Origin of the sequence: Antrihabitans cavernicola (assembly GCF_008297975.1) — a bacterium.
GTDB lineage: Bacteria > Actinomycetota > Actinomycetes > Mycobacteriales > Mycobacteriaceae > Antrihabitans > Antrihabitans cavernicola.
On record NZ_VLNY01000004.1, the window covers coordinates 70910 to 84351 of the forward strand.

Annotated in this window: 12 protein-coding genes and 1 tRNA gene; 6 read left to right on the top strand and 7 right to left on the bottom strand. The window is 64.3% G+C overall.

The window, feature by feature from the left end; genetic code table 11:
- Positions 1 to 184: 184 nt before the first annotated feature.
- Positions 185 to 1822, top strand: coding sequence for an AMP-binding protein (locus FOY51_RS10140; RefSeq protein ID WP_149430123.1), 1638 nt, complete (start codon positions 185 to 187; stop codon positions 1820 to 1822).
- Here the strand turns inward: FOY51_RS10140 and cmrA are convergent.
- From cmrA to FOY51_RS10155, 3 genes are all read right to left on the bottom strand, one after another.
- Entirely contained in the window at positions 1819 to 2622 is an 804-nt protein-coding gene (cmrA, locus tag FOY51_RS10145) for a mycolate reductase (protein WP_149430124.1), read from the bottom strand. The genes FOY51_RS10140 and cmrA overlap by 4 nt on opposite strands.
- A 141-nt stretch (positions 2623 to 2763) precedes the next feature.
- Entirely contained in the window at positions 2764 to 4791 is a 2028-nt protein-coding gene (locus FOY51_RS10150; protein ID WP_149430125.1) for an NADPH-dependent 2,4-dienoyl-CoA reductase, read from the bottom strand.
- On the bottom strand, positions 4788 to 5333 hold the full coding sequence (locus tag FOY51_RS10155; protein WP_149430126.1) for a PadR family transcriptional regulator: 546 nt from the start codon (positions 5331 to 5333) through the stop codon (positions 4788 to 4790). The genes FOY51_RS10150 and FOY51_RS10155 overlap by 4 nt, the downstream gene beginning before the upstream one ends.
- A gap of 109 nt (positions 5334 to 5442) precedes the next feature.
- On the opposite strand from FOY51_RS10155, the gene FOY51_RS10160 reads away from it, so the two are divergent.
- Positions 5443 to 6816 (top strand): MFS transporter, encoded by a 1374-nt coding sequence (locus FOY51_RS10160; RefSeq protein ID WP_149430127.1) that lies wholly within the window; start codon positions 5443 to 5445, stop codon positions 6814 to 6816.
- Here the strand turns inward: FOY51_RS10160 and FOY51_RS10165 are convergent.
- On the bottom strand, positions 6775 to 7401 hold the full coding sequence (locus FOY51_RS10165; protein ID WP_149430128.1) for a TetR family transcriptional regulator: 627 nt from the start codon (positions 7399 to 7401) through the stop codon (positions 6775 to 6777). The genes FOY51_RS10160 and FOY51_RS10165 overlap by 42 nt on opposite strands.
- 165 nt (positions 7402 to 7566) lie before the next feature.
- On the opposite strand from FOY51_RS10165, the gene FOY51_RS10170 reads away from it, so the two are divergent.
- From FOY51_RS10170 to FOY51_RS10185, 4 genes are all read left to right on the top strand, one after another.
- Positions 7567 to 8664, top strand: a complete 1098-nt coding sequence (locus FOY51_RS10170) for a ferredoxin reductase (protein WP_149430129.1) — start codon at positions 7567 to 7569, stop codon at positions 8662 to 8664.
- Positions 8665 to 8679: 15 nt separating this feature from the next.
- On the top strand, positions 8680 to 9840 hold the full coding sequence (locus FOY51_RS10175) for a fatty acid desaturase family protein (protein ID WP_149430130.1): 1161 nt from the start codon (positions 8680 to 8682) through the stop codon (positions 9838 to 9840).
- Positions 9841 to 9851: 11 nt separating this feature from the next.
- Complete coding sequence (locus FOY51_RS10180; RefSeq protein WP_149430131.1) at positions 9852 to 10088, top strand: hypothetical protein; 237 nt, start codon at positions 9852 to 9854, stop codon at positions 10086 to 10088.
- 114 nt (positions 10089 to 10202) lie between these two features.
- Positions 10203 to 11765 (top strand): GGDEF domain-containing protein, encoded by a 1563-nt coding sequence (locus FOY51_RS10185; RefSeq protein ID WP_149430132.1) that lies wholly within the window; start codon positions 10203 to 10205, stop codon positions 11763 to 11765.
- Here the strand turns inward: FOY51_RS10185 and FOY51_RS27540 are convergent.
- The 3 genes from FOY51_RS27540 to FOY51_RS10200 all read right to left on the bottom strand — a co-directional run bounded on the left by FOY51_RS27540 (position 11762) and on the right by FOY51_RS10200 (position 13137).
- Positions 11762 to 12082 (bottom strand): cyclase family protein, encoded by a 321-nt coding sequence (locus FOY51_RS27540; RefSeq protein WP_235916236.1) that lies wholly within the window; start codon positions 12080 to 12082, stop codon positions 11762 to 11764. The two genes, FOY51_RS10185 and FOY51_RS27540, sit on opposite strands and share 4 nt — an antisense overlap.
- 207 nt (positions 12083 to 12289) lie before the next feature.
- Entirely contained in the window at positions 12290 to 12904 is a 615-nt protein-coding gene (locus FOY51_RS10195; RefSeq protein WP_235916237.1) for a DUF8020 domain-containing protein, read from the bottom strand.
- A gap of 160 nt (positions 12905 to 13064) precedes the next feature.
- Positions 13065 to 13137 (bottom strand) — tRNA-Arg (locus FOY51_RS10200).
- Positions 13138 to 13442 lie beyond the last annotated feature (305 nt).

Below are 13442 nucleotides of genomic sequence, written 5' to 3' on the forward strand. Positions count from 1 at the left end.
GATTGCGCGTAGCTCGCCGCATCGGACCGCCCTTGACGTCGTTTTGACGGGTCGGGCGGGCCTCTTGACGAGTCGTTGACGGGAGTCCGGATGTCGATCCGCGCCGCGGTTCCTCGCGAACCTTCGACCAGCGACGAGAGCCTGTCGTACGGTGTCTAGCGCCGCCCGAGAAGAGGACACCGCCGTGCCAGCATTCGATCTGGAGAATTTGCTTGTCGAGCCTGCACGACGTGCGGGGCTGGAGGTGCGTTCGCTGGTTGCCGTTGTCCGTGCAGGCGCGGTAGGAGTCGAACTTCCGCATCGACTGCTGCTGATCGTCAAGGCGCTCAACGATTACGGCCCGTTCGGTGCCGCCGCCAAGATCGCGGCGATTCGCCACGGCAAGCACCCGGCGATCTCCGACGAACGTGGCGAGCTCGCCTACAAGGACTTCGATCGTCAGATCGACCAGCTGGCAAACGTGTTCCGCGAACGATTCGCGCCTGGGACGACGATCGGCATCCTGTGTCGTAACCATCGTGGGCCGCTGATTGCAGCGTTTGCGGCCTCGCGTGCTGGGCTCAACGCAGTCTGGCTCAACACGGCATTCTCGGCACGGCAGGCCGGCGAGGTAGCAGAGCGTGAAGGCGTTCAATTGCTCGTCCACGACGCCGATTTCGCCGATGTGGTCGCACAGTTCGAGCCAACCCACGGCAAGGTGATCGTCGATATCGCCGCGGCGACGGACGAGTTCGATGCGATGATCGCAGAGGGCTTGCCCAAGGCGCCCCCGTCGCCCGCCAAGCCCGGCCGGATCGTGCTGCTCACCAGCGGCACCACGGGGACGCCCAAGGGCGCGCCGCGCTCGGAGCCGAAGGGTTTCAGCGTGCCGGGCGCGGTGATGGAACGCATGCCCATCCGCGCCCGTGAGTCGGCCCTCATCTCGCCGCCGTTGTTCCACGGGACGGGTCTGCTGATAGCCCTCATGGCGATCGCGCTCGGCGACAAGCTCGTTCTGCGTCGCAAGTTCGATCCAGCCCAGGTACTCGACGACATCGAGGCACACAAAGTGGCCACGATCTGCTTCGTTCCGGTGATGCTGCAGCGGCTGCTCGCCCTCGGCGACGATGAAATCGGGAAACGCGACACGTCCTCGTTGCGCGTGGTCTTCTGTGCGGGTTCGCAACTGCCTGCCGCTGTCGCGACGAAGGCGCAAGAGGTCCTCGGCGATGTCGTCTACAACCTTTACGGCTCCACCGAGGTCGCACTCGCGACGATGGCCACGCCGAAGGATGTGCGCGAATCGCCGACGTCGGTCGGGAAACCGCTCCTCGGGGCGCGTATCAAGATCCTCGACGAGCACGGCAGTGACCTGCCGACCGGCTCGACCGGGCGGATCTTCGTCGGCACCACAATGCCGTTCGAGGGCTACACCGGTGGCGGCGGCAAGGAGATCGTCGGCGGCCTGATGTCGAGCGGAGATGTGGGCCACTTCGACGAGAACGGCCGACTCTACGTCGACGGCAGGGACGACGACATGATCGTCTCCGGCGGCGAGAACGTCTTTCCGAAGGAGATCGAGGAGCTGCTCGCCAGCCACCCTGCGGTCGTCGAGGCGGCGGCGATCGGTGTCGACGACGACGAGTTCGGCAAGCGGCTTCGCGCGTTCGTCGTCACGAAGCCGGGATCGACCTGCACCGAGGACGAGATGAAGGCGTTCGTGAAGCACAACCTCGCGCGCTACAAGGTGCCGCGCGACATCGTTTTCCTCGACGTCCTTCCGCGTAATCCCACTGGCAAGATCCTCAAGAGAGAACTGGCGGACCAGGAGGATCGGGGCTAACCGCCGAGCTTCTTGTAGAAGCCGCCCACGATCGGCGCGATCACCCCTCGCGGGGTGTATTGCCCCGCAACGGACATGCCCTTGCTGAGAAGGCCGGGCACGATGCGCATCTTGTTGCGCTCGAGCGCATCGATCGACACCTTCGCGGTGTACTCGCTCGACACCCACAGAAAGTCCGGCACCATCTTGTCGACGATCGACGCGTCCGCGGGGTCCGGCAATTCAGTACGCACGGGTCCAGGGGCCAGCACCGTGACGTTCACGCCGGTGCCCTTGAGTTCGCCCCGAATGGACTCGGAGAAAGTGTTCACGAACGCCTTGCTCGCCGCGTAGGTGGCGTTGTTGGGGATCGGCATGTTGCCTGCGGCGGAACCGCTGGTGAGAATGCCGCCGCTCTTGCGGGCAACCATGCCGGGCAGAACGGCCAACGTAAGGTCGTGCACGGCAACGGTATTGAGCTCCACCTGCGCGCGTTCGTATTCCGGGTCCAGGTCGGCGACCGGCCCGAACGTCGCGATCCCCGCGTTGTTGCAGAGGATCGAGATGTTGCGTTCCGAGAGTTCCTGCACCAGTGGCGCGCGCGCGTCCCGGTCGGAGAGGTCGACGGCTCGCACCTCCACCTCGACGTTGTGCTGTGCGCGCAGCGTTGCCGCGAGCGTCTCCAGGATTTCGCCGCGTCGAGCGACGAGGATCAGCGAATAGCCGCGCGAGGCCAGCTCGGCGGCGAGAGCTTCACCGATTCCGGACGAGGCGCCGGTAACGACGGCACGGCTTTCGGGCGTGGGGATTGGCAGGCTCACGGACGCAGCGTACCTGCGGCGCCGGAACCAGCGCTTGAAAGTGGAACTCCATCGCATCTGGGCAGCGTAACGGCGCTACGCGCAGGTGAGCGTTTAAGGGGTCCTGACACCAACAAAGCGCTCACCTGCGGCGAAGCCGCCTCACAACCGCGCAGCCAGTCGCGTGCCTTGATCGATGGCGCGCTTGGCGTCCAGTTCGGCCGCAACGTCGGCGCCGCCGATGACGTGCGTGCTGACACCGGCTGCTTCCAGATCGCCGAGAATGTCGCGCACCGACTCCTGGCCTGCGCAGATCACGACGTTGTCCACCTCGACGACCCGCTTCCGCTCGTGCTTGTCACCGAAGCTGATGTGCAGTCCGCGATCGTCGATCAATTCGTAGTTGACGCCGCCGATCTGCTCCACGCCCTTCGCCTTGATCGCGGCACGGTGGACCCAGCCGGACGTCTTGCCGAGGCCCTTGCCCAGTTGACCGGTCTTGCGCTGCAACAACACCACGGCGCGGGGGGAGGGGGACGGTTTCGGCGTGGTCAGCGCACCCGCGAACTCTTCCGGGTCGCCGACGCCCCATTCCTCTTTCCAGTCGTCGATCTTCAGACTGGGTGAACCGTCGACAGTGAGGAACTCGCTGACGTCGAAGCCGATGCCGCCGGCGCCGATCACGGCAACGCGCTTCCCGACCGGCTTCTCCTCGCGAACCAGCTCCGCGTAGGTGAGAACCATCGGGTGGTCGATACCGTCGATCTTCGGAATCCGCGGGCGCACACCGGTTGCGACCACCACGTCGTCGTATTTACCGTCGATCAGTTGTTGCGCGGTGACGCGAGTGTTCAGGTGCACGGTCACCTTGTTCACGTCCAGCAGTCGCGTGTAGTAGCGGATGGTTTCGGCGAACTCTTCCTTGCCGGGGATGCGGCGGGCGATGTCGAACTGGCCGCCGATCGACTTGTCCGCCTCGAAGAGATGCACGACGTGTCCGCGCTCGGCCAGGTTGACGGCGGCAGAGAGACCGGCAGGCCCGGCACCGACGACGGCAACCTTCTTGGTCCGTCGCGTCGGCGACAACGTCAGCTCCGTTTCGTGTCCGGCCCGCGGATTGAGCAGGCAGGACACCGTCTTTCGCATGAAAGCGTGATCGAGGCAGGCCTGGTTGCAGGCGATGCAGGTGTTGATTTCGTCGGCACGGTCACTGCCTGCCTTCTCGACCCAACGTGGGTCGGCCAGCAGGGGGCGTGCCATCGAGATCAGATCCGAATCGCCACGCGTCAGAATCTCCTCCGCGGTCTCCGGCATGTTGATGCGGTTGGAGGCACACACCGGAATGCTCACGTGGGCTTTGAGTTTCGCGGTGACATCGACGAAGGCCGCCCGCGGCACCGAGGTGACGATCGTGGGCACGCGGGCCTCGTGCCAGCCGATGTCGGTGTTGATGATCGTGACGCCGGCCGCCTCGATCTGCTTGGCCAGCGACACGATCTCGTCCCAGGTCTGTCCACCTTCGACCAGGTCGGCCATCGACAGGCGGAACAGAATGATGAAGTCGGGACCGACGGCTTCGCGGGTGCGGCGCACGATCTCGACGGCCATCCGCTGCCGATTCTGTGCGGTGCCGCCCCATTTGTCGGTGCGCTTGTTGGTGCGCTCGGCTAGGAACTGATTGATGAAATAGCCTTCGCCGCCCATGATTTCGACGCCGTCGTAGCCGGCGAACTTGGCCAGTTCGGCGCAACGCACGTAGTCGTCGATGGTGTTCTCGACGCCTTTGTCGGAGAGCTTGCGCGGCCGGAAGGGATTGATCGGCGCCTTGATCGACGATGCGGACACGCTTCCGGGCATGTAGGAATATCGGCCCGCGTGCAGAATTTGCAGCGCGATCTTTCCGCCCTCCGCATGGACGGCCTTGGTGATGGCACGGTGGCGATATGCGTCGTTCTTCGACGTCATCTTGGCGCCGAGGGGGAGTAGCCAGCCGGTGCGGTTGGGCGCGTAGCCACCGGTGACGATGAGACCGACACCGCCGCGCGCACGTTCGGCAAAGTACGCGGCCAACTTGTTGGTATCCCAGGCCCGGTCTTCGAGACCTGTGTGCATGGAGCCCATCACCACGCGGTTCTTCAGCGTCGTGAAGCCGAGGTCGAGCGGGCTGAGCAGGTGGGGGTAGCCAGTCATCGTCGAGTCGACCTTTCCAGTGCGGCGAGGACTTCCTCGCACCATTCGGTGAATCCTTCTTCGACCCGGATCCCGCCGCGCAGCACCAGGTACTGATGCAACGGACTCCCGGAAAGTTGTTCGGGCGCCGCGAAATCGCGCTTTTCCATCCGCCGATAGTGGTCGAGGCGTTCGGCATGGCTGTCGCGGTGTCGGGCGACCTCGTCGATCAGCGCTGCGACGTCGCCGTGCTCGGCTGCCCGGATCTTGATGGCCAGCTCGTCGCGTAACTGACCGGGTTGGGTGGGCTCGGCAATCCACCGGGACAGCTCGGCGTGCCCGGCGGTGCTGACCGAATACACCTTCTTGTCGGGCCTGCCGTCCTGTTCCACCTCGACGCCGTCGACCCAGCCCGCCTCGTGCATGCGCTTGAGCACGCGGTAGATCTGCTGATGGGTGGCGGTCCAGAAGAAGCCGATGGACTTGTCGAACCGGCGCGCGAGCTCGTAGCCGGAGCCGGAATGCTCCGTGAGCGACACGAGAATCGCGTGTTCGAGGGCCACGGCGTCAACATATATGCAACGAGCTGCCTATGCAACTAAGTGCGCACTGCTCTGAGTCGTACCTCGGTACGACGACCGCGTCGGCGCGCCTGCCCTAGGCTCCCGTCCCATGAGCACCGGAATCGAACCCGTCGCGGGTATCGGCGCGGCCGCGACCCGACGGCAGATCGGGGCGTGGGGTCTGTGGGACTGGGGTTCGTCGGCGTTCAACGCGGTGATCTTGACGTTCGTCTTCTCGGTGTATCTGACCGATGCGGTCGGCGACGATCTGCCGGGCTCGATCTCGGCCAGTACGTGGCTGGGTTGGGCGCTCGGCATCGCCGGTTTCTTCGTCGCGATTCTCGCGCCGGTCAGCGGCCAGCGGTTCGATGCCAACGCGAAACGTAAACGCTCGCTTGCCTTCTTGACCGCAGTGACGGTCGTATCGATGGCCGGGCTGTATTTCGTCAAGGACGAGTATCAGTATCTGTGGATCGGCTTGGTGCTCTTGGGCATCGGGTCGGTGATATTCGAGCTTGCTGGGGTTCCGTACAACTCGATGCTGCGCCAGGTATCCACGCCGGCGACCATCGGCCGGGTGTCCGGATTCGGTTGGGCGATGGGCTATTTCGGTGGCATCGTGTTGTTGCTGATCTGCTATTTCGGTTTCATCGTCGGTGACGGCGACACTCGCGGCTTCCTGGGTATCACCACCGACGGGGGCCTCAATATCCGGATGGTCGCCTTGCTCGCTGCCGTCTGGTTCGCTGTGTTCGCCATTCCGGTTCTGTTCGTGGTGCCCGAATTGCCCCCGGTCGACGCCGATCCCGGGGCGGCGGACGCCGGATTCATCGCGTCGTACCGGGTGCTGTGGCGCGACGTTCGCGAACTGTGGACCGCCGATCGCCGCACCGTCTACTTTCTCGTCGCCAGCGCGCTCTTTCGAGATGGCCTGGCGGGGGTCTTCACGTTCGGAGCCGTGCTTGCCGTGAACGTCTACGGCATCGCGAGTGCAGACGTGCTGCTCTTCGGTGTGGCCGCGAATGTCGTTGCGGCACTGGGTGCGCTGGTCGCGGGACGCATCGACGACAGGGTCGGGCCCAAGCGGGTGATCCTCGGCTCGCTGATCGCGATGGTCGTGGCGGGGGTGATTCTGCTCGCCGTGTCCGGTCCGCTGCTGTTCTGGGCATTCGGCCTGATGCTCTGCCTGTTCGTCGGTCCGGCTCAGTCGTCGTCGCGCACGTTCCTCGCGCGCATCGCGCCGCCCGGTCGAGAGGGTCAGCTGTTCGGTTTGTACGCAACCACCGGTCGGGCAGTGTCGTTCCTGTCGCCGACACTGTTCGGACTGTTCGCATTTCTGTTCGGTGCCGATCGGGCCGGAATCATCGGCTTGTTGATCGTGCTGCTGCTCGGCCTTGCGGCGCTACTCGTCGTGCGAGCTCCGGAACCAGGGGATCCGCCGCTAGCGCTCGGACCGCGGCTTCCATTGGCCCAGCCCGAGTAACAGCACCCGCATCTGCTTCTCGGTCCGCGCCGAAACCTCTTCCTCTTCGCGGCCGTTCTCCTTGGTGCGGAGGAACGCCGCCATGGCTTCCAGCATCGACGAGACGACAAGGTCGGCAGCCATGTCCAGGTCGTCGGTGTCCCACGCGCCGAACCCCGGCATGCGGGACAGATCGATGGTGAGCTCGCCGACGATCAATCGCAGTTCCGTCTCGATCGCGCGTCGCACGACGGCCGAACCCCCATAACGCTCGCGGTAGAGAAACAGAAAGATCTCGCGGTTGGCACGAACGTGCTTGGACAACACGGCGAGCGATTCGCGCCCGTTGGCCGGGATGGGGGACTTGCGCGCGTCTCGCAGCATCACGCGCAGTGCCCGCATGCCGTCGTCGACCAGCGCGAGACCCAGCGCGTCCATCGATTCGAAATGGCGATAAAACGCTGTCGGGACGATGCCGGCGGCGCGCGCGATCTCCCGCAAGCTGACGGCTGCAAGCCCGCGATCGGACGTCAATTCGAGGGTGCAATTGAGCAGCGATGTGCGCGTCTGCTCCTTGCGTTCTGCCCTGCTTTGCGGTCCGGTCACCGAATCAGCGTACAACTGTGCACTCCGCTCGTCGTCGATTGGTGTAACTCAGATCACCGGTAACTGCAGTTGACAGGCATCGGGTGTCAGGTGACACACTTGTTCAGTGTACGGGTGTGCACTGAAATGCAACGCCCTCCGCGGATCACGACAGGAGACCTCGACATGACATCGGTTTTGCCGAAGCGGCTCACCGGAGGCAGGCTGTTCTCCTTGGTAGAGGCACTTGCCACCCCTCACCACGTAGACAGATATCTCGAACTGCTCGACCCGATGGCCACCGTGCGCGACATGCGCGCCGAGGTCACTGCGGTGCACAAATCCACCGACGACACGGTGACCCTCACCCTGCGTCCGACTCGGCATTGGCTGGGATTTCACGCAGGCCAGTTCGTTCAGGTCGGCGTCGTCATCGACGGTGTCCGCCACACGCGCTGCTACTCGCCCGCATGCTCGCAGCATCGCAACGACGGTCATATCGAACTGACCGTGAAAGCGCATCCGGACGGTCTCGTGTCGCAGTACCTGCACCGCAACGCCCGGGTCGGACTAGTCGTCGATCTGTCGCAGGCGTCGGGCGCTTTCCGGATGCCCAACGCTCGTCCGGCGAGCGTGCTGTTGATCAGCGGTGGCAGTGGGATCACGCCGGTGCTGTCGATGCTTCGGACGCTCGTCGACGAGAACTACCGCGGGCAGATCACCTTCCTGCACTACGCCTACACCGAGCAGGACGTCTCGTACCGCGCAGAGCTCGATCGGATCGCGGCCGCCAACGACAACGTCAACCTGGTGCTCGCCTACACCGATCAGCAAACCGGTGGTGACCTGCACGGATTCTTCGACCAGGCACACCTCGACGCCGCAGCGCCGTGGCACCGTGACGCCGAGACATACCTGTGTGGACCGCCCGGACTGATGCGCGGCGTTCGTGAGCTGTTCCGCGACATCGACCTGGAAGATCGGCTCCACACCGAGGAGTTCGCGCCGCCCGTCGTCGCAACGGAAGACGCGACCGGCACTGCGTCGTTCTCGACCAGCGGCATCGAATCCGCGAACGCGGGAGCCAACCTGCTCGAGCAAGCCGAAGCCGCCGGACTCACGCCCGAGTACGGATGCCGCATGGGCATCTGCTTCACGTGCACCTCGACCAAGATCTCCGGCTGCACCAAAAATCTGCGTACCGGCGAAATCGACAACGACCCCGATCAGCCCATTCAGCTCTGCATCTCGGCCGCCGTCGGCGACGTCGAGATCGCCATCTAGGAAAAGGAGCACACAATGTCCGTTCTGAACCTCCCCATTCCCGGCTTCGCGGCCAAGGCAGACGCAGGCCCCGTCGTCATCAGCGCCGAGCAGGTCGAAGAGCTCGGCCGCGAGCTCGACGAACTGCGTGCGCGCATCGTCGCCGACCTCGGCGAAGAGGACCGCGAGTACATCTACAAGATCATCAAGGCGCAGCGAGGTCTCGAGGTCGCCGGCCGTGGCCTGATGTACCTAGGTTTCATTCCGCCGTTCTGGTTGGCGGGAGTCGGCGCGCTGGGCGTGTCCAAGATCCTCGACAACATGGAGATCGGGCACAACGTCATGCACGGTCAGTACGACTGGATGCGTGAGCCCGGCCTGAATTCACGCGTCTTCGAGTGGGACACGGTCTGCCCGGCGGACCAGTGGCGGCACTCGCACAACTACATGCACCACACGTTCACCAACATCGTCGGCAAGGATCGTGACATCGGTTACGGCATCCTTCGGATGGACGAGCAGCAGAAGTGGAATCCGTACTACCTCGGCAACCCGGTGTACGCATTCCTGCTGATGACGTTCTTCCAGTGGGGCGTCATGTTGCACGATCTCGAGGCCGAGAACGTGATCCAGGGCAAGCGCAAGTGGGTCGACGTCAAGCCTCTGTTGCAGGGCATGTGGCGAAAAGCCGGCCGTCAGGTGCTCAAGGACTACGTGATCTTCCCGGCCCTCACCGGACCGTTGTTCGTCAGCACTCTCGCGGGCAACGTCGGCGCGAACCTGATTCGCAACCTGTGGACCTACTCGATCATCTTCTGCGGGCATTTTCCGACCGGTGTACAGACCTTCACCGAGGAGGAGACCGAGAACGAGTCGCGCGGCGAGTGGTACATCCGACAGATGCTGGGCAGCGCCAACATCGAAGGCAGCCCGCTCTTCCACATCATGTCCGGCAACCTGTCGCACCAGATCGAGCACCACCTCTTCCCCGATCTGCCCGCTCATCGCTACCCGGAGATCGCTCCCGAGGTCAGGGCGTTGTGCGAGAAGTACGGCCTGCCCTACAACACGGGTGGCTTCTTCAAGCAGATCGGCTCGGTGTGGGGCAAGATCTTCAAGCTCGCGTTGCCGCCTTCGCTCGTCAAGTCCGATTCAGCTCCCGGTGTTATCGTTGCGCGTCGTAAAACCGCAGCTTGAGAGGTACTGAAATGGTCGGCAAGTTCGAAAGCAGCAAAGACGTCGTGCAGGAACTGACGGAATCCGCTGCGCATCGCGTGGGCAACATCGCGACGATCATCACGAGTGCCGTCAAGGACGTGACGCGCGAGATCGGTGACTTCGTCACGGACGGCATCGAGATGCGCGAGGCGGCACAGCAGGCAAAGGTCGATCACGATGGTGGGGGCGTCGATCCGATCGACGACCGCGGCGCCGATCCGCGCTGATCAACACGACAACGGCGGTCCACACGCAACAGCGGTGGGCCGCCGTTCGTCTGCCCGGAATCGGGGGTACCGCACTGTAGGCTCGACCGAACCAATCCGCGCGGGGGAATAGCGATGATCAGGGAGGTCCGAGTGCGGCCGATCGTCGTGCTCGGTGTCGGTATCGGCATCGTCGCGCTTGCCGGCATCAGCGCGTTACCGGATCGACCGGCCGCGATCGGAGCGGGGGTGGCGCAACTGGTCGGTGGCGCGGCGGCAACGTGGGCCTGCCTGTGGACCAGTCGAAATCAGGACGGACTGCAACGGTCGTGGCGGCTGCTGGTCGCACTCGGAATGGCCGGGTGGACGGCAGGCGCCTTTCTGTGGGTGTTGAACAGGAACATCGCCGGAAATCGCCGCCCGCCGCCGATGTTGGCGGACTTCGGCTACTTCCTGTTCGCGGGTGCCCTGCTGGCTGCCCTGTTGCTCTTCTTCAGGGAGTCGATGCGCGCCGCCGGCGGCAGCAGTGAACGGCACGTGCGCGCGGTGTCGCTGATCGACAGCTTGGTGGTTGTCGGATCGTTGTTCACCCTGACGTGGTCGACCTCGCTGGGCTCGGTGGCGCACTGGAATGCCCCGTCGCTGCAGAAGCACCTGATCGTTCTCGCGCATCCGATCGCGGACCTGATCATCGTGTCGACGGTGGCGCTGCTGCTGCTTACCCGGCGTGTCCGAGACCGATTCCTGCCGCAGCTGTGCCTGTTGGGCTGCGGCGCAGTGGTGTCCGGGCTGTCCGACAGTGCGCTCGCGTATCGCGTCAGCGTCGGCAGACCGGAACTGCCGCCGATCGGCGACCTCGGCTTCGTTCTCGGTCCGGCATTGATCGTCGTCGCCGCGATGACCGCGACCGGCAAAGCATGGGTGCCGCGTATTCGCACCTCGAGCGAGCGCGCTCATTTGCTGATGCCGTACGGCTTCGTCGTGCTGACCGGCGCCGTGGTGCTGGGACGAGCAATCGGCGGCGGCGGAATGGACGTTCTCGGAACATCGATGGTGTGGCTGGTGGTGGTGCTGGTCCTGGTTCGGCAGATCGTCATTCTTCTCGAGAACAAGGCTCTGCTGGAACAACTTTCGTCGGCTCAGACCGAATTGGCCTATCGCGCTCACCACGATCCGCTGACCGGATTGGCCAACCGCACCCTGCTCGGTTTGCGCCTCGACGAGGCGATGGATCATCGGCGGCGCAGTGGTCAAGTGTTCGCCGTGCTGCTGATCGACCTCGACGACTTCAAGGCGGTCAACGATTCGCTGGGGCACGCGGCGGGTGACTTGCTACTGCAGATCGTCGGCGATCGACTGCGTGGCTGTGTCCGCGCGCACGACACCGTGTCTCGTCTCGGCGGCGACGAATTCGTGGTGGTGCTGGCCAGCGGTGGTTCCGAACCACGCGCCGTCGCGCAACGGATCGTGTCGGTGTTGGGGGAGCCGTGCGTGGTCGACGGGCACGTGCTGGCGATCAAGGCAACCGTCGGCGTGGTCGAACCCGGATACGAGCCGGGCCTCACGCCGGAGATCATCCTCCATCGGGCCGACGGCGCCATGTACGCGGGAAAGCGACGGGGCAAGTCGGTGATCGTTGCCTACGACGCATCCGGGGCGTCGACGCTGTCCGAAGACACCGACATCATCCCGCGTTAGGCAATAACCCGAAAATCGTTGCGGGGGGAGCCTGACCCGCCTTTGTTCAGGGTGCCGCCCGCCAGAATCCGCGCGCCGGTCTTCGGCCGCGCTGCCAAGTTGTTCAGGTTCTCCAGGCTGATCCGACGTTCGGCATAGAGCATCCTCGACGCGGCGTAGGTGTCGTCGATACCGAGGTCGGGACCGAAGGTGTCGGTGCCCAGTGCGCCCCGAACGTCGAGCCTGCGATTGTCGATCAGCCAGCGCACGGCGTATGCCGGAGTGCCCCAACGCGATTCCCAACTGGTCCAGGCGATGACGGTCGGCGGCGAGTCCACCCTCCTGGAAATGCGCGGGCGCGCCCCAGTGGGTGCCCGTGTGATTCGCCCTGCTTGACGTATTGCAGGTAGAAGCCGTTGTCGGGAACGGTCGCCGCGCACTCGAGGGTGAACTCCGGATCACCGGGGAAGCCGGTGGTGATCGCCGGATCGTTGATGTGCGACAGGCTGATCACGCGAACCGGGCGGTCCACGCTGCCGAGCCGATCAGCCGTTGGGGTTCAGGATGTAGTCGCGTGCCGAATTGATGGCGTCGTCACCACCGACCGAGTACAGGCCGGCGAACGCGCCGACAACCGCGCCGACAACGGTGGTGATCGGAACCACGATGAAGTCGAGGATGAAGAGGCTGAGCGGGAATCCGAGCACGAATCCGATGGCGGCACCGATCGCAGCGCCCGTGAGGATCTGCGGCATCGCCTTCTGAGTCTCGGCGAAGAACTTTTCCTGATTGCTGACGTCGTGCAGCGGGGATGCGACGGAATGGACGGGCGCGAGGGTCAGGCGTTGCCCGTCCTGCTCCACCTTCGCGCTGATCGGAACCTGCTTGTCGCCCAGGTGAATCAGCATCGGAAGTGCGGCGACAACCTTTCCACTGTTGTCCGCGATGGTGACGATGTTGCCGTTGTCCACCAGCTGGAAGCGTCCTGCCGTGAGGTCGGTAACGACGGAACGGTGATCGGTGGACGTTGCGACGTGATAGGTAATCTGGTCGATCGTCCCGCGGAGGTCGGGGGCCACAGCTGCGGGAGCGGGCTGCGCGTGGGCAACCGCACCACCGAGTGTCGCGACGCTCACGGCGGCAAGGGCGGTCGCGGTCATTCTTGCGATGTTCATTGTGCTCTTCTCGTCGCGCCAAGCGGCCCGCATAGGTCTACCCGGGCAGCTGCTTGCGACCGGTTTGCGGAAAACATACGGGATGACGGTGCCGGGCGCGACGGACGCGCCATAAACGCTCAGTTCGCGCGAATGCAAATTTCAGTGCCCCCGGCAGGATTCGAACCTGCGACCAATGGATTAGAAGGCCATTGCTCTATCCCCTGAGCTACGGAGGCGCGGGAGATGGTGCAAGACGTGCCGGTCGCACTCACTCCCGAAAACAGCGGACGTCGGTCAGCGTTGCCGCAGCCCGAGGCCGCCTGTCTCGGCAGTCAGTGTATCCGCAACGGAAATGACAACCCGACACCGCGTGGGGGGTCGAGTAGGTGCACTCGGCGATCGGTTGCACAGCGAAAGTCATGCACCCGTCTGCCGGGCATCTTGTACGCCCCGACCACGACCGATGGAGGGAATTTCGCCGATTTGCCGGTCAGTTCCCCGATTCGGCGGCAATCTTTGGCAATTTGACGGCAAACATCGG